Source organism: Zunongwangia sp. HRR-M8 (assembly GCF_027594405.1).
In the GTDB taxonomy this organism is placed as follows: Bacteria; Bacteroidota; Bacteroidia; order Flavobacteriales; family Flavobacteriaceae; genus Zunongwangia.
This window is the reverse complement of sequence record NZ_CP115161.1, coordinates 2,996,633-3,017,305: the sequence shown is the minus strand read 5'-3', so window position 1 is coordinate 3,017,305 and position 20,673 is coordinate 2,996,633. Positions and strand designations below refer to the sequence as shown.

Sequence of the window (20,673 nt, the reverse complement as noted above, 5' to 3'; positions counted from 1 at the left end):
ATGTTGGTTTTAAAAAAAGTAAGTTTATTTCTTACAATCTTCTTTTTCATTTCTCAAATGCAGATTTGGGCGCAAGAAGTGAATTCATTTAGTTTAGTAGATGAAAATGAAATATCGACTATTGTAATCGATGATTCTGAAGCCGAAGTGGTTAAAATTGCAGGAAATCTTCTGAAAAATGACATCAAAAATATCAGTGGAAAAATCCCAAATTTAGGAAATTCACTCGAAGAAAATATAGTCTTAGCAGGAACCTTAGGCAAAAGCAAGTGGATTAATCAACTTGTTTATTCCAACAAAATAGATGTCTCTGATATTGAAGGAAAGTGGGAAACTTATAAAATTCTCGTCGTAGAGAATCCATTTGATGAGGTGAAAAAGGCATTAGTTATTATAGGTTCAGATAGAAGAGCAACTGCCTATGGTTTGTTAGAAATTTCAAGAAAAATAGGAGTTTCTCCATGGGAATGGTGGGCCGATGTAGTTCCTGAAAAAATGCAAAATATTCAGCTAAATATCGCTTCGGAAACTTTTGGAGAACCATCAGTAAAGTATCGAGGTATTTTTTTAAACGATGAAGATTGGGGACTTCAACCCTGGGCTGCAAATACTTTTGAGCCTGAAACTAATGATATTGGTCCCAAAACCTATGCTAAAGTTTTTGAATTGCTATTAAGATTGCGCGCCAATACCATTTGGCCGGCAATGCATTCTAGCACCAAGGCTTTCTATCACTATCCAGAAAATAAAAAAGTAGCCGACGATTATGCAATAGTTGTTGGGAGTTCTCATGCAGAGCCTATGTTAAGCAATATCAATGCAGAGTGGGATCATGAAACGATGGGTGATTATCGCTACGATACCAATGCTTCGAGTATAAAAAAGTTCTTCGAAAAAAGAACAAAAGCGACTGCAAATTACGAAGGGATTTATACTTTAGGAATGCGTGGTGAACACGATTCTCCAATGATTGTGGGTAACGAAGATGTAACTTCACAGGTAAGTTTATTGGAAAACGTAATTAACGATCAGCGCGAAATCCTGAAAAAATATAAAGCAGATTATCCAAATACTCCTCAAGCTTTTGTTCCGTATAAAGAAGTGCTGCATTATTATAAAAACGGATTAAAAGTTCCAGATGATGTAACGCTAATCTGGACAGACGATAATTATGGATATATAAGACAGCTGAGTACCGAAAGCGAGCAAAATCGTAAAGGAGGATCGGGTGTTTACTATCATACTTCCTATTGGGGAAGACCACATGATTATTTGTGGTTAAATTCTACCAATCCGGTGCTTATGTGGGAAGAGCTTCATAAAGCTTATTCTTTAAATGCTAGCGAAATGTGGATTTTAAATAGTGGAGATATTAAGCCGCATGAATATAATATTGAGCTTTTTATGGATATGGGCTGGGATATTTCAGCATTTAAGAAATCTGAAGAAGTTGAAAGCCATCAGTTGTCTTGGGCCAAAAGAGAATTTGGCAAAGAATTTTCTTCCGCGATTAGTGATATTATGAATAGCTATTATCATCTAGCATTTCAGAGAAAACCGGAGTTTATGGCTTGGAGCCAGGTGGAGCCTGTGACTAAAAATAAGGAAACACAGTTATCTTCGATACATTATGGTGATGAGGTTACTACGAGAATAAATCAATATCAGCAATTAGTTGCTTCCGTAGATAGCATTAAAAATCAGATAACTAATAATAGAAAAGATGCTTTTTATGAACTCGTTTATTATCCGGTAAAAGCAGCTGCGGCTTTAAACAAAATGTGGCTTTACGCTTATAAAAATAAATTTGTTGCCACACAAAATAGAGAAAGTGCCAAATATTATGCGCAAAAATCTGCGGAAGCTTATGAAGCTGTAGCCCAGATGACATCATATTATAATGATTCCATTCAAAATGCAAAATGGAAATATATAATGAATAAGTCGCCTCGTAATCTTCCGGTTTTTGATCAGCCAGCTTATATGGGTGTTAACTCTTCACAAGAATCAGGTATAGGTCTCTCGCTTGAAGGCCACGAAATGGAGTATAATCAAAACACAACTAATGCACATTCTGATGTGTTACCTATTTTTAATGCATACACAGAGAATTCTTATTACATAGATGTGTTTTTAAAAGGAAAAGAAGCACAAAATTGGAGCACTAAAACTAACGTTCCGTGGTTGAAATTATCTAAAACCGAAGGAAAACTTTCTACTGAAAATCCTGAAGATCGAATAATAGTAAGTATTGATTGGGATTTAGTGCCAAAAGGTGAAGATAAAAAAGAAGCACCACTAGGTCACGATTATCAATTAATTCCACCAAGTTTTAAGGTAAATACAACGCTAGATATTCTTGCGAATAGCGAAAAAAAGACGGTTGGAGTATCTGTTTTTAATCCAGAATTAAAAGAACTCAAAGAATATAATGGTTTTATTGAAGACAAAGGTTTTGTGGTTATAAATGCAGAAAATCCTACTAAAAATAAAAAAGGAACTGAAACTTTCTGGGAGCCAATTCAGAATCTGGGATATACTGGAAAGGTAATGCAGGCAAAACCTTATAAAGCAGCGCCAATTGCGATAAATGATTCAGTATTAAAAAATAGCGCAATCTTATCTTATGATTTCTACACCTTCAATTACGGTGAAGTAGCTATCCGTTTAGCAAGTTTACCCACTCATCCTTTAAATGAAAATTACGGAGTTCGGTGTGCGGTCGCTATAGATGACAACTCTCCAGAAATAATCGATTTTGAAACACAAGGACGAAGTGAAGAGTGGAAAGAAAATGTTCTAAGAAACCGAACGATTAAGTCAATGTCCTCAATTTTAAATAAACCTGGAAAGCATACTATAAAAATTTATATCATTGATCCCGGTCTTATGATTGATCAAATTTTAATAGATTTAGGCGGACTTAAAAATGCTTATGCTTTTCCTGCGGAAACTAAAAGTAAATGAGTCAGAACGATAGTTCCCTGAAATTTATGATTAAATACGCTGTTTTATTTTATTTTTTATTTGTTCAAATTTGTTTTGCTCAGGATTTAAAATTTGAACATTACAATGATACCTATGGGCTTTCTCATAATTCTGTGCGACATATCGTACAAGATGATAATGGATTTTTATGGTTAGGTACGTTTGGAGGTTTAAATAGGTTTGATGGTTATCAATTTACGTCTTACTTAAGTGACGATAAAGGAAGTAATAGCTTATTGCACGACGACGTTACGGCATTAGAATTTAATAGCCAGACGAATAATTTGTGGATAGGAACCCGAAAAGGACTTACATTATTAGATCTGGATAAACAAAAGTTCACCACTTTTCTTCCCGATCAATCCAACGCATACAGTTTACCAGATGAAGAAATAAGAGCAGTGTATCCAGATAGGAAGAATAATGTCTGGGTAGGTACTAAAACATCAGGGCTATTTTTATTTAACACATCTGAAGAAAAATTTACCAAAATACAATTATCAGGTTTTGAGTATGTAAAAGAAATTTTTGAGGATAGTAAAGGGAATTTATGGATTGGTAGTTTTGGCAATGTTGGTATTGCTAAAATTAGCAGAAAAGAAGACGGTACAATTGAGCATATTCAGTATTATAATTTACCAATTCCTAATTCGGAAGAACTAAATCCCTATATAAACTTTATCTACGAAGATGCAAAAGGCGATCTTTTTGCCGGTACGCGTAAAGGATTATATAAATTTGATGGCGAAACTAATTCCTTTACTAATTTATACATAGAAGATCCAGTAATTAGAGAAAAGCTTGGTCCTTATTTTTTATCTGTTGCAAAAGCTCCAAATGGCAAATATTGGTTAGGTACTTTAGGAGGGCTTTTGGTGTGTGAAGCGCTTGAAGATATCTGTAAAGGACATTTTTCTTGGAATTATGAAACACTTACCGATGATAGTTCCATAACCGATAATCTAATTTATTCACTTTATTTTGACGCCTCCGGTGTTTTATGGATTGGTACAGAAGATGGATTAGATAAATATGATCCTTATGTGAATGAGTTTAAAATTAGTAGAGAGATCTCTAAATTTATAAATGGGCAGGCACCGCGAATTAGGGGATTTGCCAGCACCTATGATGATAAAGTTATCGTAGCAACGTGGCATAATGGTTTGTTTACTCACGCAAACGATGGCGTTAAACCACTTAATGGAATAAAAGAAAATATAGCAAGTATTTATTCAGCAGACGGTATTCACTTTTATTGTGGTTTATGGGATGGAAGACTACTTATTTATAATTATAAAACCGGTTTTGAAAGAGTTATAGATGTTGGATTTAAAAATGCACCGATACTCAGTATTTTGAAGTACGATAACACGCTAGTAATTGGATCTTTTGGTGAGGGAATAAGGTTTATCAATGCCAGCTCTTTTACTCCAAGCGATATTGAACCTCTATTGCCTGATTACGATATTAATAAAATAAAAAAATATAAAGATGAAATTTGGGTGGCTACAGAGGCCGGAGTGGTTGCCTACAATTTAAAAACAGCAGCAATAAAAAAATATGAGCAAATTACCTCCCATCCAGAAATGCCATATGACAATGTAAGTGATATACTAATCGATGAAGAAAATAATACGATCTGGGCAGCCACACGATTGGGTTTAGCTCGGTATGATGCTAAAAAAGATCACTTTTCTAATCAAGAAATACCAAAGTCGTTAACCAACAGATGGGTCACAGATATTGTGGCTACACCCCAAGGGGATCTTTGGCTTAACCAAAATAATAATAGTATAGCAAAATACAATATTGCACAAAATACGACCAAGATTTATAATGTAAGAAGTGGTAATAGATTAGATATTTTTAGCTCAAATGGATTTTTCAATTTCAATAACGAGAGTATATATTTAGCAGGAAAAGATGGGATTATTTATTTTACACCTTATCAAATTAGCGAAAATCTATTCAGTCCTAAACCTATCATAACAGAGTTTAAAGTTCAGAATAAAGAAATAATACCAGGAACTAAGATAGATGGGCATGTGCCATTACAAGAAGATATCAATAAAAGTAAGAAAGTAGAATTGCAATATGCCAACAGAAGTTTTTCTATTCAGTTTGCAACACCTTCTTTTACAAACGAACGTCTTAATAAATTTCAATATAAATTAGAAGGTTTTGATAAAGATTGGATCGAAACAGGTAGTGATGTAAGAACTGTTCAGTATACAAATCTTTACCCTGGAGATTACATTTTTAAATTAAGAGCTAGTAATAGCAACGGTATATGGAGTGAAACTTCAGAATACGATATAGAGGTAGATCATCCATTCTGGCTCAGTTTAAAAGGTGTACTTCTTATCTTATTTTTTCTAGGTATTCTTTTCTATTTTATAAGAAAACAAGTAAAAATAAGAATTGCGCTAAAGCGAGAATTGCTATTGGAAAAGGTAAAAAGAGAAAGAGACGAAAAGCTGAATAATGATAAACTTAGATTTTTCACTAATATTTCTCACGAACTGCGAACTCCTTTAACTCTTATTTTAGGTCCGGTAAAACAAATATTAGATTTAAATAATCAAAACGAATATTTAAAAAGTAGAGCTAATCTTATCTATCAAAATGCGAATAGACTCCTTCGATTGGTCAACCAGATTTTAGATTTTAGGAGGGCAGAAACTGGAGAATTAAAATTAAGAGTCCGACAGTCTGAAATTTTGGTTAGTACCAGGAATATTTTCAATTCATTTCTAGAAATGGCTCATGCAAAAAGCATAAACTTGAATTTAAATGTCGAAGAAGAACAGATGATCTGTTGGATCGATATGGATAAATACAAGAAAGTGCTTTATAATTTAATGTCCAACGCTATTAAATTTACGAATAATCAGGGTAATGTTGATCTTTATCTAAGTTATAAAGGTGAAAATAACGAATATCTTTTTTTAGAGATTAGCGATGATGGTATAGGGATTCCTGAAGAAAGTCAGGAGAAAATATTTTCGAGATTTTATCAGGCAGAGAATAGTCAAGATAATACAACCGGGACAGGTATTGGTTTGTCTTTGGTAAAAGCATTAGTAGAAATTCATAAAGGCAGCATTTTCGTCAAAAGTGAGCCTGGCAAAGGCAGCATTTTCACAGTAGAAATTCCTATAAAGAAAGATGCTTACAATACAGAAGATATTTTTGATTCTGTGCCTAAAGAAGTTGCCAATGAAGAATTTGTGCCAATTACGCAAATAGAAAATTCATTTGAGCCCTCTGTAAGAAAGATCGATCCTGTGATCAAGCATAAAATTCTAATCTTAGATGATAATGCCGAATTAAGAAAATATATTGCTGAATATCTTTCCCCTTTTTATAAAGTATATGAAGCCGAAAATGGGAAAGAAGGATTAGAAATCTGTAAAAATGAAAAACCTATTTTATGTGTTGCAGATGTTATGATGCCAGTTATGGATGGTTTCCAATTTGTAGAGGCACTGAAGGCAGACGAAAATACAAGTCACATAGCAGTAATTTTATTAACCGCGTTAGCAGAGAATGAAAACCGTATCAAAGGATATAAAATTGGGGTAGATGGATATTTAGTTAAGCCTTTTGATCCTTCGTTGCTAAAAACCAGAATTGAAAATATAATCAAGATATATTATGATCTTAAACAAAAATTTTCTGGTGACGAAGAGATAGATATTCTAAAGCTTGCTCACTCTCAAATCGATATCGATCTCATCACAGATATCAAGGCATTAATAGATAAAAATATCAATAATCCAAAGCTTACACCTAGTTTCATAAGTGATGCTATGGCAATGAGTTCCTCAAAGATTTACCGAAAAATAAAACAACTTACCGATGTTACGCCAAATGAGCTTATTCGCATTATTAGATTAAGAAAATCTATAGAACTTTTAAAGACAAAAAATTATAATGTGAGTGAAGTTGCCACAATGGTAGGCTTTAATGATCCTTTATATTTTAGCCGATGTTTTAAAAAGCAGTTTGGTAAATCTCCTAGTAGTTTTTTAAAATAAATATTCAATTAAAACGACTGATATTGTCAAATTTTATAATCTCAATTATAACCTAACAATAAATTAAAATTTCAAAAATGCGCACTAAATTTTATTTAAGTTCAATTACGATATTCTTACTATCGCTTTCACTAATTCAATGTAAGCAAGCTGCTAAAGAAAAGGAATCAGAAGTTCAGTCAAAAGATTCTGCTCAAACCGTAATGATAAATAATCCTATAGTAGACGGGGATTTTGCAGATCCGTCTATCGTCAAGTACGAAGGTAAATACTATATATATGCAACTATCGATCCCTGGGGCGGGGAGGAGTTAGGTGTATTAGAATCTTCAGATTTCAAAAATTGGGAACAAAAACATATAGCCTGGCCTACTAAAACGCTTTGTACAAGTCCTACTTCAAATGATAGTAAAGTTTGGGCACCTTCCGTAATTCAGGGTAAAGACGGGAAGTTTTACATGTATATTTCAGTAGGAAGTGAAGTTTGGGCAGGAGTTAGTGAGCATCCACTGGGACCCTGGAAAAACATGAAAGAAGATAACTCACCACTGATTAAAGGAGATATGTTTCCTGAATATCACATGATCGATGCTGAGGTATTTATAGATGATGATAAGCAGGTGTATCTTTATTGGGGCTCGGGTTTAAATTGGGTTAATGGGCATTGCTTTGTGGTAAAGTTAGAAGACGATATGAAGAGTTTCAATAAAGAGGAAATAAAAGATGTAACCCCTCCAAATTATTTTGAAGCACCTTTAATGCTAAAAGAAAACGGTAAGTATTATTTAATGTATTCTGATGGTAAATGTACTAACGAAACTTATAAAGTACGTTATGCAATTGGCGACACACCGTATGGACCATGGAAAGAAGGAGAGAATAGTCCGGTATTAACTACATCAGAAGATAAAACCACTTTAGGACCTGGGCATCATACTGTTTTTAAAGAAGGTGATCAGCACTATATTCTTTACCATAGAATAAAAAATAACGAAGACGAGTTATTTAGAGAGCTTGCAATCGATAGTTTGAATTTCGATAATAACGGTAAAATAAAAAAAATAAATCCTTCAGGTGTAATTATGCCGAAGATGTAATTTCTATTACGAACTCATAAAACCAAAAATCCCGAAATTTTTATAGATTTCGGGATTTTTATTGTGGAGTCGGGCGGAACGACCGAATATTGATTTATAGGGCTTTCCAACCTATAAATTTTAATGGATGCTGAATTGGTACTCCGTTGTCAAAGTAGACCTTTTTGAGATAGAGAGTTTTGGGGTTTATAATCATAAATCAAATATTTAACGAACAAGGATATGGATTTCTGGAATAAATCTGAATTACCGCTTCAGCGTAAAATGATTTTTATAAACTCGTCCATTTCCTAAATCAACGTGAAACCAATAATCATCTGAAGGCATTTGACCAGATTTAAATGTGCCATCCCAACCTATATCTTGAGGAGTGAGTTGTCTCAGTAATTTACCATAGCGATCGTAGATAAGTATTGTAGCATCGGGAAATGCATCGATGCCTTCAATTTGCCAGTAGTCATTAAATCCGTCGCCATTAGGGGTAAAGAATTTTTTATAATCAATTAAAACCACTTTTTTAGAATCCGTTCCACATCCGGCTTTATCGCGTATTGTGACATCATACACACCACCCGAAATATATGGGAATAGTTCGCTGTCTTGAAAATTAAAGCCATCAATGCTGTATTCAAAATCTCCGTCCCCTATGGTTTGAATTTCTATATAGTTGTTATTAGACCAATCTGCAAAATCTACTTTCTGAATGGCTGGTGATTCTGATCTTTTCAATTGAAAAACATAAGAATTTTTACACATTATTCCATTTTGGTTTTCGCCAATGGTAAGTACATAACTTCCTTCAAGACTTAGGTAAGCCTCTGAAGTATTGGAAATGATAGAACCTGTAGGATCTTCCCATTGCCAGAGGTCAAAGGTTTCGTTTCGTGAAAGTTGTAGACCGGGTTCTTGATCGCAGATGACAAAGTTGTTATCAATAGCAAGTTCGGGTAACGCATTTACCGTTAAGTCCAGATAGGTTTCACTAAAACACAATGAATTTGAACTGTTTTCAACACGTATAGCAATACGCTGTGACCAAGCCGAAGTATTCTGAAAATTATCGGAAAGGGGCGATGATAACGTTGTTCCGTTTTCATCAAAGTAGTAAATTTTTAACCCGGTTTGAGAACCTATGATTTCTTGTTCAAGACTACTTAAATCAAAAGTGGAATAGCCATTCCCTACATCACAGGCAAAACGTATTACGGGTTGATTGATTTGAGGTTTAGCAGATGTAATGAGGTTTAATTTTGTTTCTGCATAGCACCCGGTCTGGGAGTTGGTTACCCGTATGGTTATCGCTTCCTTAGTACTGATATACGGATTTGGTAAGGGGCTCGGCAAGCTATTACCCGCTGCATCATAGTAGGTGATTGCCGTTCCGGTTTGGCCGTTAAGGACCAGATTTTCAATCTGGGAGGTGTCAAAATATTCAGAAATGCCGTCGTTATTATCATCGCAGCCGATCAGGTCGGGGAGGCTTCCAATATTTGGTATATTACTCACAATAAGTTTAAATGAAGATTCTGAAGAACATCCTGTACGCGTGTTTAACACTTGAACCCTGATTGTTTCCTGATTGGAAACCTTATTTGACACCTTCTGTGGAAGGGGCTCCATGATTTGCTGGCCATCTTCGTGTATTAGAGTGAGCTCAAGATCAGGCTGGCTACCCAAGAGGTCATTTCTTAAGCTAGATATATCAAAAGTGGTGAATCCGTCCGTGTCGGTATCACAAAATACAAGATCATCAATAGGGTTTATATGAGGTAATGGGTTGACAATAAGATCAAATGAGGTTTCCGAATAGCAACACGGATTATCTGCGTGAGCCACACGTACTTTAATAGTCTCTCGATTTATAACCCTATTGGTGAAGGGATTTGGTAAGGCATCATAGCTTTTACCGGTACCGTCAATATAGGTTATAACTTTACCTGTTTGGCCTTGTAGGACTTGCTGCTCAACATGACTTAAATCAAACGAATTCGAAATTCCTGTGCCGGCTGTTGTTTCACAGGTATAAACATCCTTGATACCATAAGCGGTAGGGGGTTCTTTCACATCTATTGTTTCAGACAGGGATTCTATACGACCATCTTTACCGGTAACCCGTGCGGTTATAGTGTAGATGCCATCCTTTGAAAAATCATGATATGGTGAAAGCTGATCTGAGGTATTATCTGTACCTGATGCCGGATCTCCAAAGTCCCATTGTACGCTAGACAATTTTGCTTCATCCTCAATGCTAAATTCTTTTAAAAACTCTGAGCAAATATTAGAAATACTCATAGAGAAAATATTTAACTTATGTTTTACATCGCCAGTAACATTAATGTAAAAATTTGCGTCAGGAAATCCAAAGTCTGCTGTTGATCTGTATATATTATCATGATTAGGTGTACAGTTGCGTTGCCATGAAGTGCCTGTATCTTGAGTAGAACCCGCTATAAATGCTACACCTTGACCACCAATTATACCTTTATGCACTTCTACAAGAATTCGTTTTACGCCTGTAGGAACAGTAACCGGGGTTTCAAAATTAACAGTAATAATCTGAGATGAGCGCCCTATATCTGGCTGTAGTCGTTCTGTTTGACTACTACCTATTAAATTGTCCTCAGAAAATGAATAGGGGAAGTTATCGTCAATCTCATATATATTAAAGGTTAAATTGGCTGTCCACCCAGTTTTATTAACAGCTACTTGTCCAGATTTGATAATAAATTCTTCATCATTTGAAATGCCATATTTTGCAAGTTGAAAGTCTCTGGCCCAATAAATAAAGCTGTCTTTACAGGAGTAAATATCGGTCTCTATAATGTCGTCACAGGTATTGTGACTGAGACGGGTGGTTGATCCCGTAAGTTCTAACGGAACGATGTCTGCCTTTGCATTAATATAAAAATTAGCATTAGGAATCGGTGTAGGCAGCTCATTCGTATTTCGCCACAGATACCTCTGGTCACAACCCAGGTACCATGATTCTCCGGTATCATTGGTCGTTCCTGCTACTTTAAACAATGAAGATTCTGGATTGTAGTGGTCATCTTGTTTATGAAAAATTATGATTATGTATTCATAATTTGCGGGAACCACGATGGGTTGCTCAAATTGGTATGAGAATATTTCAGGTCCTCCTGTAACAACCGGGGGGCTACCCAGACCTCGCTGCCCCAGATTATTATAAGGGTTTTCATAGCCCGGTGTTTTACTATTATAATCTACAAAGCCTCCTACACTAAAATACATTGATGCTCCAGGGTTTGTTTGCAGTAGCCCTATTTCAGCAGATCGAATGATTAGTTGCTCTCCGGGACCGACGCCAAAATCAGATACTTTAAAGATACGTGCCCATGATTCATCTTCCTCACATGATGGCATTCCAGAATCTATAAGATTAGTGCCTATATTATGGTCTAATGTTATTTGAGCATGTAAGCACTGTAATGACAAGAAGAAAAGGAATAATAGTGTTTTTTTCAAATGATTTTATTTAAAACTGAAAAATAATCATTCCTTTCCAATTTAATCATTTAAAATTTTAATTCTTTCGCCCTTTACGTCTATTTTTCGCCAGTGTGCGTTCTTATGCCAGTCGCCTGCCATAATAGAGCTGTAGGGTAGTACTTTATCGAATATCGTTTCTATGTTTTGTTCCTGGATTTGTGCACACACCGTCGCCGCAGGTTTGTAGGCAATTGGCAGTTCAGATATGTCAATCTCGTTTGAGCAAAACCGAATATCCAAATCTGCTATTTCTTGCTTAAAAATAGCTCCGTCAGCTTTTTTCGCTAGATTACGTTTGTGCTGACTTTAACTCAGATTACGTACGGCTCCGTGGGAAACAAATCCCAGATTTTTTTCCGTAGTTCCATCTTAAAACTTTGAATAATCTTTAAATCAATTTCTACAAAATTATCTATCTTAGAAGATGAAAAAACCTGCAACTTTAGTGATTACAGGGTTTTGACATGAGATTAGTTTACAAATATCATAGTTTTTTTGCTATGGTATTATCGTATAATCATTAATTACATCCTAATTGAATTAATTTTATTAAGATCCAATCTTAGTCTTTCCATTTGTATATATGAAGGTGATTATTTTGAACTTTTTCTTTTGAAGGTGAAGTGATAATATAGGAAGTACAAATCAAACCCCATTTTTTGTTATCACAAAATATTGGTTTCGATATTCTTAGAACTGTTTGATTTATTTCGTTGCTTTGAACTAATGGTTTTTCTGCAATTATAGCCTGATTCTGATCTTTCTTTTCTAATACAGCTATTTTCAGGGCATCAGGATCACAATTTTTAATAAAATCTTGAAATTGAGCCGAAATATGTTCTTCTCCCATTACATTCCAATTATATTTAAGACTTTGTTCAGTTAAAAAATTTAGATTCATGAAACTTGTCCAGGGTTGAAATTCAACTTTTATACTCCATAGGAGATGGAAATCCACGACATGTTATATTATGAACTTTCTGTAATATTTATCGGAGAATTAGAACTATTTAGTGTATCAAAAGTTTTATTTATTAGAGAATTGTCGTTATCGCTTTCTGAAGTCTTAGTAGTTCTGTTTTTTTTTTAGGTAAAACTAAGTTGGTAAGAATGCTCATATTTTTGATTTTAAATGATATCCCAAAAAATAAAAAAACCCGTAAATCCTAAGATTTCGGGGTTTTTGTTTGAGTTTAACGCTCAAAAAGTGGAGTCGGAGGGGTTCGAACCCTCGTCCAAACAAGCAATTCAGAAGCTTTCTACACGTTTAGTTTTCACTTGGATTGTCGGGAAAAAATCTGGCTGAAAACGACCTAATCTTTTCCGTATCCTTAATTAAGTTTCGAAACTACATCAAGGCCCTGCAGTTTCTATATTTACTTTATCGGTGCCTCTGGTGTGGACGCCGTAAATCAAGGCTTCCACGAGACATCTCGGCTCCCTACCTAGTAGGGACTAAGCAAACCTACTATGATTCGGTTATGCAGCCAAGGCGTAGTTATTCTCGCCGTTTAAAAAAGTGTGAAATATGAGATTTACGAGCTATATCCCAGCGCTCGACGTGCTTACAACTCAATTAGACTCGCTGTCAAAACCAAGTCGACCCCATTATGTAAAGAACATTGTACTTTGTATGTGGGCGTTCCGTTTGCCCTATCGGCCAAACGGCGGGCTATTCGCTTTTAGTTTTTGTTCGTTGCCTCACAAAAAGCTAACCGCTGCTATCCCTAACGCAAAATCAAAATTCAATCAAACAAAGAACATTAATTCATCTTACCGTTTATAAAACAGCAAGGCCTGCAAAGGTACTATTAAATTTATATCTTTACTTAATAATCGAGATTTTAAATATTTTGTAACATTTTAAAATTCTAAAAAGTTAGATCTCAATATTCAATATTTAGACCACTAATTTTTAAATTAGGGAAACTAAATTCAATAAAAAACAGATCGTAAAACTAAAAAGACTCATCTGTTTTTACAAATATTAGCTTTTAAAACCTGTGCAAATTGTACAAAACCTAAACCAACCTATGCTCAAATTCGCTATCATTCGAGAAGAAAAAACGCCACCAGATCGTCGTGTAGTATTCTCCCCAAAACATCTCAAAAAAGCAAAAGATCAATTTCCCGAAGCTCAATTTAAGGTCCAGACTTCAGCTATTCGAATATTTAAAGACGAAGAATATCAAAACGAAGGATTTCAGGTTTCAGAAGATATTAGTAATTGTGAGGTGATGATTGGTGTAAAAGAAGTGCCGATAGAAAGTTTAATTCCGAATAAAAAATATTTTTTCTTCTCCCATACCATCAAAAAGCAACCTTATAATCGTGATTTATTAAAAGCGATTTTGGATAAAAACATCGAGCTTTTTGATCACGAGGTGATTACCAGTGAAAGCGGAATGCGACTTATTGGTTTTGGACGTTATGCGGGGTTGGTTGGAGCGTATAATGGATTTCGAGCGATCGGACTCAAAAACGAAATTTTCAATTTACCAAAAGCTGACGATCTTCCAGATCTAAATGCAATGTTGGCCGAATTAGATAAAATTAAAGTTCCGAATTTAAAAATAGTACTCACCGGTAGCGGAAAAGTAGCCCGTGGCGCTAAAGAAATTTTAGATCACCTAAAAATAAGACAAGTTGAGGTTACCGAATATTTAGCTTCAGAATTTGAAGAGCTGGTTTATTGCCACATCGATGTGTTAGATTATAACAAACGCTTGGATGGCAACGAAGGTAATATTCCAGAATTTTTTAAAAATCCCGAGTTGTACGAATCAGATTTTTGGCGTTTTGCAGTAAGTAGCGATTTCTTTATTGCAGGCCATTTTTATGGGCAGGGCGCTCCTGTGTTTTTCACAAAAGAAGAGGCGAAAACCCCTAATTTCAGAATAAAATATATTGCAGATATTTCCTGTGATATTGCCAAACCAATCCCCAGTACCATACGTGCTTCCACAATCGCCGATCCTATTTATGGTTATGACCCTAAAACCGAAAAGGAAACCGATTACAAAAATCCTGAAGCAATTACGGTAATGGCGGTCGATAATTTGCCTTGCGAATTGCCAAAAGACGCCAGTGATGGTTTTGGCGAAATGTTTTTAGAACATGTGTTGCCGGCATTTTTTAATAATGATAAAAACGGAATTTTAGAACGCGCAAGAATGACCAAAGATGGCAAACTAACCCCTAGGTACAGCTACCTACAGGATTTTGTGAGCTAAAATATAAAGTTAATTTATCCAATATTGTAACTTATAAGGACATTATTAATCACTACTTTTTATGAAAATTAAAAAAACTACGTTACTTCTTCTGGGGTTGCTTTCTCTGGCCTCCTGTAAAAAGGAAGAATCTACTGAAAAAGAATTTATCGAAATTACCGGTGTCGATCACAGTTTAGAACCTGGCGATAATTTCTTTAGGTATGCAAATCGCAAATGGTACGATACCGTATCGATACCAGAAACACAGGCTGGGGCAGGAGCGTACATGTTTATGAACTATCCGCAGCGACTTCGCTTACAAGGAATTCTGGATAGCGTTTCACAAAGCGAAAATCCTACAGGTAGTATTGCTCAAAAAGTGGGTGATTTTTATGCTTCGGGGATGGATACTTTAACAATCAACAAAAGAGGATTCGAGCCTTTGAAACCAATTTTAAATGATATTGATGCTATTAACGATATTTCTGCTTTGATGCATTTTGTAGCTAAAGCCACGATATCGGGAAATACTTCAATCTTAAGTTTCTATGTTGGGCCAGATGATAAAAATAGTCAGATGAATATTGCGCATGCCGGTCAAACAGGAATTGGCCTGCCAGATCGAGATTATTACTTCAGCGAAGATTCAGAAACCGTGGCGATTCAGGAAGCTTATAAAAAATATCTTTCAACATTATTTGAACTTACCGGAGTTAACGAAACTGAAGCTAAAAAGAAAGCCGATTTGGTATACGATATCGATAAACAAATTGCCGAATCACATAGAACCAGGATCGAGCGCCGAGATGTAAAAGCGAATTATAATAAGATGGCGGTGAGCGATCTTGCTCAAAAACAACCTAATATTGGCTGGAAATCTGTTTTAGACGATTTCAACACGCAAACCGATTCAATCGATATTGGGCAACCGGAATATTATGAAAAGCTGAATTCACTTTTAAAATCTGTTCCGTTAGCAGATTGGAAGGTTTATTTAAAAGCACATACTTTAGACAATTATGCCGATAATTTAAGTCGACCTTTTGTAGATGCTGCTTTCGAATTTACTAAAGTGATTTCGGGGCAAGCAGTTCAGAAAACACGTGGGGAAATAATGGCGAGTGCCGTAGATGGATATCTTGGCGAAGCTTTAGGCCAATTATACGTTAAGAAATATTTTCCTGAAGAAGCTAAAGAGCGTATGAAGGAACTTGTTGATAATGTACAGAAAGCTTACGCGGCAAGAATCGAGAATTTGGAGTGGATGAGTGATAGCACCAAGATAAAAGCAAAAGAAAAGTTGGCTGCCATCACGAAGAAAATAGGATATCCCGATCATTGGAAAGATTACGATAATGTGACTATCGATAGGCACGCTTATTTTGAGAATATTGTTTCTGCTTCTTCCGCAGCGTATCAACGTAATCTGGAAAAGCTAGGAAAACCGGTAGATAAATCAGAATGGTTTACTACACCTTCAACGGTAACCGCATATAATAATCCTTCAGCAAACGAAATTGTTTTTCCGGCAGGAATTTTACAGCCTCCTTATTTTGATAATCAAGCCGATGATGCTTTAAATTATGGTGGGATAGGAATGGTAATTGGGCACGAATTAACCCATACTTTCGACGATCAGGGAGCGCAATTTGATAAAGAAGGGAATGTAAAAAACTGGTGGACAGATAGCGATTACGAGAAATTCAAATCGAAGATTCAGCAGGTGATCGATCAATACAGTGAATTTGCGGTATTAGATTCGCTTCATATAAAAGGAGCCATGACGGTTGGAGAAAATACTGCTGATATTGCCGGAGTGGCTGTTGCTTACGATGCATTTAAGATGACAGAGCAGGGACAGGATACAACTAAAATTGGTGAGTTTACTCCTGATCAGCGATTTTTCCTTTCCGTAGCTAAAATATGGCGTGTAAAAATGAAAGATGAATTTTTACGATTATGGATTAATAATAATCCGCATTCGCCACCATCCTGGAGAGTTAATGGTCCATTGATGAATAGTACACCGTTTTATGAAGCATTCGATGTGAAACCAGAGGATTCATTATACGTTAAGGAAGAGGACAGAATTGTGATTTGGTAATTTCCTCAGAATTAATCTTCCGTTAACACGAAAACGATGACCAGGAAAAAAAATAGATCATAATTTGCAAAAAATAAGGATTGGTTAAAATTGAATAAACCAGTCCTTGTTTATTGCTATCTACATTTTTTTAAATAGTTGAAATTTACCCAAAACAATGAAAAGAAATCTTAGTGCCCTAATGCTAATTTGTTGCTTAACCAGCGCATTTGCTCAAACCAAATTGATGACCTATAATATCAAATATGCCAATGAAAATGATGGTGAAAATAGCTGGTCGTATCGCAAAGATTGGATTACCAATCAAATTAAGTTTTACGAACCCGATGTTTTTGGAGTTCAGGAAGCGTTGCATACGCAGATTACATATTTCGATGAACAAATGCCGAATTACAAATATATTGGCGTAGGTCGTAATAACGGACAGCAAGAAGGAGAATACAGTGCGATATTTTATAATGCCAACAAATTTGAAGTTTTAAAAAGCAACACATTTTGGTTAAATGAAAATCCAACCGAAATTAAAAAAGGTTGGGATGCTGTTTTGCCAAGAATTTGCACATACGGACTTTTTGAAAATAAAGAAAGCGGAGAAAAATTCTGGCATTTTAATGCGCATTTTGATCATGTTGGTGTAAAAGCAAGACAGGAAAGTGCCAAGCTGATTTTCAATAAAATCCAGGAGTTAAATACCGAAGACTACCCAGTGGTATTAACTGGCGATTTAAATCTAACTCCAGAAACAAAAAGTATCCAGTATTTATCTGAAAAAATGCTTGATGCTAAAAGTGTAGCCGAACTTGTATTTGGTCCCACAGGAACTTATAACGGATTTAATTTTTTCGAACCGGTAACCACAAAACTTGATTATGTTTTTGTTTCAAAAAATGGATTCAAAGTAAAGAAACATGCTGTTTTAAGTGATTCTAAGGATTTACATTATCCCTCAGATCATTTACCGGTGATGGTGATTTTAGAATAAAATTGTAATGGAGTTTATATCTAAAGCTATCTTTTGGATAGCTTTTTTTGTTTTTTAAAATTCGGAATTAGGTCGCGATTGAATTACCTCTCAATTATTGAAAATTACCGATGCTTGAAAAATCCTTTGCCTAAAATCTTCAAAATTAAGCTCAAGAATTTCTTTGTAATCATAGTGATGAAAAGTATTCGCATTTTTACCAATCTGGAATGAGCGATAATAATACCTGAAATAATCAGGAAGAATTAATGTTCCCAAAATGATCGCTCCAAACATATAAGGACTTCTTTTTCCGTTGCCTAAACATAAATATTGTAGCGCGATTTCATCTTCAACCTTGGTTCCGTAACCGCAAAGTGTATGATAGGCATCATGACGCTCTACTTTTGCGATTAGCTCAAAATTATTTTTATTCAGAAAGTGACCAAGATGATATCCAAAACTTTCTTGGGGATATTTCAGGAGATCAGAGGTGCTAAAATTCCACGGAATGTGATCACGTTTTAGCCATTTAGTGTATACTTTCTGAGTTTGATCGAATAACCAATGAATTAATTTCTTTCGCATATTGATTAATTTAAAGTACTTTGAAAAACAAAGTAAATGAGTAAAATTTTTTGATTAATGAGTGGTGGAATGATCTAAGGCTTTTATATCTTTTTTATACTTCTTAGGAAGTAAAAGTTCTTTTAATACATAATCCATTCTGAAAATTTTGCTTAGGCGATACAAAGGAAGTACACCAATAAGCAGCGATTTATTTTTGAAGTTTAGTAAATGCCTCACCCTGGCAGGAGCCATTAAGGTTTGCGCCTCTAATAATAAAAAATAGTGGATGGCACCCAAATGCTTTTTGTACTGAATAAAGAGATCTTCGGTGTATTTACTATATTCAAAATTCTGTTTCAGTTGAAGTTCGCGTTGTTTTTCCCAGGCTAAAAAATCTTCAGGTAGGCCTGCAATCTTCATTTGCTTGCCAACTTTCGAGAAAACTTCAAAAACTTCATTCTTTTCAGCTAAAATCAGTTTACGTTCCAGTGCTTCAAAAGCTCTTATAGAATAATCAATAAGCATAAAAAGTACATCCCGATATGCCCAATCTGGTATTTTAGCACCGCGATTTTCTTCAACTTGCCCATGAATTTTATTCATTTGATCGATCGCATGGATGGCAGATTTTTCTTCAGCAAAAACAATTAGTTTCGCATAATTCACAGTAGAGAAGAGACGCCCCAGTGGATCTTTAGGAAGACGTCCGGTAAAATATAGCCAATCTACCGCTTTATTCAAGGCAAATTCTGCAGCAGCTCCGGCAAAAATAAAAAGTATAGTATCTGCCTTACCCCAAATTTCCCTAACGATAGATTGTTTGCTTGTGAAATATTTGGTTTCCATAACTAATCCCAAAGTCCTACTCGCGCTAATGCAAAAACAAGGCTTAACCAAAAGATGACGAGAAAGCAAAATCTGCAGAAAAGGTTAATTATATTTCTGTATTTATGGTCTTTAAAAAATAAATCATGGGCCAGGTAATAAAATAAACCACTGCAGGCACCACCAATCGAAGTGGTAATTATAGGGATATACACCCAACTTTTAATTTCGCCAACTATTAATAAGATTACTGCCAATAAGAGTAATGCAATTCCTGCTCCGGTAACTGCTTGTTTGGATGCCAAAAGGTAATTTATTCTCAATGGATGTTTTATAGTCATAATTGAATAGATTTTACTTTGAATTTCAAAGTAGATTGATAAAAAAATTAGTTTAGTTCATTTTTTGATTTTATTATATTCTCAAGCGCGTCGATATGCTTTTTAAATGCAAGTTGTCCCAGTTTGGTTGCGCTATACTTTGTGTTTGGTTTACGATCTACAAAAGATTTTTGTACTTGAAGATATTCAGCTTTTTCCAAGGCTTTTATATGGCTGGCAAGATTACCATCAGTCACTGCTAAAAGTTCTTTTAACTGATTAAAACTCGCTTTTTCGTTTACCACTAAAACCGACATGATGCCCAAACGAATTCGGTGATCAAAAAGTTTATTTATATTTTCTATAATACTCACTTGCAGATTTTTTCTTCGGAAATTATTTTTTCTGAAAATTCATTAAACTTCCGTAGATAATATGCAAAAGTCCGAATCCTATCGTCCAAAACCAAAATCCAAATCCAGGAAAACAAGCGCAAATTAATCCAATTATTATTTCTGAAATTCCTAAATATTTAATGGTGCCAATCGTATATTTTGAAGCATTTAGCAAGGCCAGTCCGTAGAAAATAAGCATCAGCGAAGGCGCAGCTTCAATTTGGCCTTGATTCAATTTTAAAAGAATATAAGCACCACCGGTAAGTAACGGAACCAAAAAATGGAACACTAATCGCTTTGCGGTTTCATCCCAGATCTGCTCATCATTTTTCTTCGCTTCTTTTACTGAAAGAAAGTATGCGGTAATTATACTAAACATTAAAACCAGCATTAATATGATGACAATTGGTAATAGAACTTCTGGGTTGGCCACATTTTGATCTTCTAATACATTCGATAAAAAGAATATTTTAGAAACGCCTGCTCCAAGGATCGCATAGATGCCGGCCATAATTCCCGAAGTGCCACTTAGAGAAAGAAAGCGCGAAGAGCGATTCATTAAATTCCGGATTTCAGATAAATCCTGTGAATAATCTTTATTCATATTAAAGTACTTTGAATTACAAAGTAAATGTATAAAAATAAATT

The 20,673-nt window shown here is 35.1% G+C and carries 13 protein-coding genes and 1 other RNA gene; 6 read left to right on the top strand and 8 right to left on the bottom strand.

Annotated features, from left to right (window positions below; translation table 11 throughout):
- The 3 genes from PBT89_RS12970 to PBT89_RS12960 all read left to right on the top strand — a co-directional run bounded on the left by PBT89_RS12970 (position 1) and on the right by PBT89_RS12960 (position 8,125).
- Positions 1-2,967 carry a glycosyl hydrolase 115 family protein gene (locus PBT89_RS12970; RefSeq protein ID WP_270062267.1) on the top strand — a complete coding sequence of 989 codons (2,967 nt, stop codon included), beginning with the start codon at positions 1-3 and terminating at the stop codon, positions 2,965-2,967.
- On the top strand, positions 2,964-7,028 hold the full coding sequence (locus PBT89_RS12965) for a hybrid sensor histidine kinase/response regulator (protein WP_270062266.1): 4,065 nt from the start codon (positions 2,964-2,966) through the stop codon (positions 7,026-7,028). Before PBT89_RS12970 ends, PBT89_RS12965 begins: the two co-directional genes overlap by 4 nt.
- Positions 7,029-7,105: 77 nt before the next feature.
- Positions 7,106-8,125: a family 43 glycosylhydrolase gene (locus tag PBT89_RS12960; protein ID WP_270062265.1), complete on the top strand. Its 1,020-nt coding sequence runs from the start codon at positions 7,106-7,108 to the stop codon at positions 8,123-8,125.
- Between the two features lie 246 nt (positions 8,126-8,371).
- Here PBT89_RS12960 and PBT89_RS12955 read toward each other — a convergent pair whose 3' ends face one another.
- From PBT89_RS12955 to ssrA, 3 genes are all read right to left on the bottom strand, one after another.
- On the bottom strand, positions 8,372-11,611 hold the full coding sequence (locus PBT89_RS12955; RefSeq protein ID WP_270062264.1) for a T9SS type B sorting domain-containing protein: 3,240 nt from the start codon (positions 11,609-11,611) through the stop codon (positions 8,372-8,374).
- A gap of 586 nt (positions 11,612-12,197) precedes the next feature.
- Positions 12,198-12,485 (bottom strand): hypothetical protein, encoded by a 288-nt coding sequence (locus tag PBT89_RS12950; RefSeq protein WP_270062263.1) that lies wholly within the window; start codon positions 12,483-12,485, stop codon positions 12,198-12,200.
- 355 nt (positions 12,486-12,840) lie between these two features.
- Positions 12,841-13,242: a transfer-messenger RNA gene (gene ssrA, locus PBT89_RS12945) on the bottom strand.
- A gap of 426 nt (positions 13,243-13,668) precedes the next feature.
- Here ssrA and PBT89_RS12940 point away from each other — a divergent pair.
- The 3 genes from PBT89_RS12940 (at position 13,669) to PBT89_RS12930 (ending at position 17,936) form a co-directional block, all read left to right on the top strand.
- Positions 13,669-14,868 (top strand): NAD(P)-dependent oxidoreductase, encoded by a 1,200-nt coding sequence (locus PBT89_RS12940; RefSeq protein ID WP_270062262.1) that lies wholly within the window; start codon positions 13,669-13,671, stop codon positions 14,866-14,868.
- Positions 14,869-14,929: 61 nt separating this feature from the next.
- Positions 14,930-16,954, top strand: a complete 2,025-nt coding sequence (locus PBT89_RS12935; protein ID WP_270062261.1) for a M13 family metallopeptidase — start codon at positions 14,930-14,932, stop codon at positions 16,952-16,954.
- A gap of 157 nt (positions 16,955-17,111) precedes the next feature.
- On the top strand, positions 17,112-17,936 hold the full coding sequence (locus tag PBT89_RS12930) for an endonuclease/exonuclease/phosphatase family protein (protein WP_270062260.1): 825 nt from the start codon (positions 17,112-17,114) through the stop codon (positions 17,934-17,936).
- Between the two features lie 90 nt (positions 17,937-18,026).
- Here PBT89_RS12930 and PBT89_RS12925 read toward each other — a convergent pair whose 3' ends face one another.
- From PBT89_RS12925 to PBT89_RS12905, 5 genes are read right to left on the bottom strand one after another with little or no spacing between them, the layout of a single operon-like run.
- A complete protein-coding gene (locus PBT89_RS12925; RefSeq protein WP_270062259.1) occupies positions 18,027-18,503 on the bottom strand; it encodes a Coq4 family protein in 477 nt (158 codons plus the stop codon).
- A 54-nt stretch (positions 18,504-18,557) separates the two neighbouring features.
- A complete protein-coding gene (locus PBT89_RS12920; RefSeq protein ID WP_270062258.1) occupies positions 18,558-19,331 on the bottom strand; it encodes an oxygenase MpaB family protein in 774 nt (257 codons plus the stop codon).
- A 2-nt stretch (positions 19,332-19,333) separates the two neighbouring features.
- Complete coding sequence (locus PBT89_RS12915; protein ID WP_270062257.1) at positions 19,334-19,651, bottom strand: hypothetical protein; 318 nt, start codon at positions 19,649-19,651, stop codon at positions 19,334-19,336.
- A 47-nt stretch (positions 19,652-19,698) separates the two neighbouring features.
- Positions 19,699-20,004: a winged helix-turn-helix domain-containing protein gene (locus PBT89_RS12910; RefSeq protein ID WP_270062256.1), complete on the bottom strand. Its 306-nt coding sequence runs from the start codon at positions 20,002-20,004 to the stop codon at positions 19,699-19,701.
- Positions 20,005-20,026: 22 nt separating this feature from the next.
- Positions 20,027-20,629 carry a hypothetical protein gene (locus PBT89_RS12905; RefSeq protein WP_270062255.1) on the bottom strand — a complete coding sequence of 201 codons (603 nt, stop codon included), beginning with the start codon at positions 20,627-20,629 and terminating at the stop codon, positions 20,027-20,029.
- Between the last annotated feature and the right edge of the window lie 44 nt (positions 20,630-20,673).

What these genes read in the sequence shown, in the direction of transcription:
- PBT89_RS12920 (WP_270062258.1), bottom strand. Translation starts at nt 19,331, where the DNA reads ATGGAAACCAAATATTTCACAAGCAAACAATCTATCGTTAGGGAAATT.
- PBT89_RS12915 (WP_270062257.1), bottom strand. Translation starts at nt 19,651, where the DNA reads ATGACTATAAAACATCCATTGAGAATAAATTACCTTTTGGCATCCAAA.
- PBT89_RS12960 (WP_270062265.1), top strand. Translation starts at nt 7,106, where the DNA reads ATGCGCACTAAATTTTATTTAAGTTCAATTACGATATTCTTACTATCG.
- PBT89_RS12950 (WP_270062263.1), bottom strand. Translation starts at nt 12,485, where the DNA reads ATGGGAGAAGAACATATTTCGGCTCAATTTCAAGATTTTATTAAAAAT.
- PBT89_RS12970 (WP_270062267.1), top strand. Translation starts at nt 1, where the DNA reads ATGTTGGTTTTAAAAAAAGTAAGTTTATTTCTTACAATCTTCTTTTTC.
- PBT89_RS12925 (WP_270062259.1), bottom strand. Translation starts at nt 18,503, where the DNA reads ATGCGAAAGAAATTAATTCATTGGTTATTCGATCAAACTCAGAAAGTA.
- PBT89_RS12940 (WP_270062262.1), top strand. Translation starts at nt 13,669, where the DNA reads ATGCTCAAATTCGCTATCATTCGAGAAGAAAAAACGCCACCAGATCGT.
- PBT89_RS12965 (WP_270062266.1), top strand. Translation starts at nt 2,964, where the DNA reads ATGAGTCAGAACGATAGTTCCCTGAAATTTATGATTAAATACGCTGTT.
- PBT89_RS12930 (WP_270062260.1), top strand. Translation starts at nt 17,112, where the DNA reads ATGAAAAGAAATCTTAGTGCCCTAATGCTAATTTGTTGCTTAACCAGC.
- PBT89_RS12935 (WP_270062261.1), top strand. Translation starts at nt 14,930, where the DNA reads ATGAAAATTAAAAAAACTACGTTACTTCTTCTGGGGTTGCTTTCTCTG.
- PBT89_RS12905 (WP_270062255.1), bottom strand. Translation starts at nt 20,629, where the DNA reads ATGAATAAAGATTATTCACAGGATTTATCTGAAATCCGGAATTTAATG.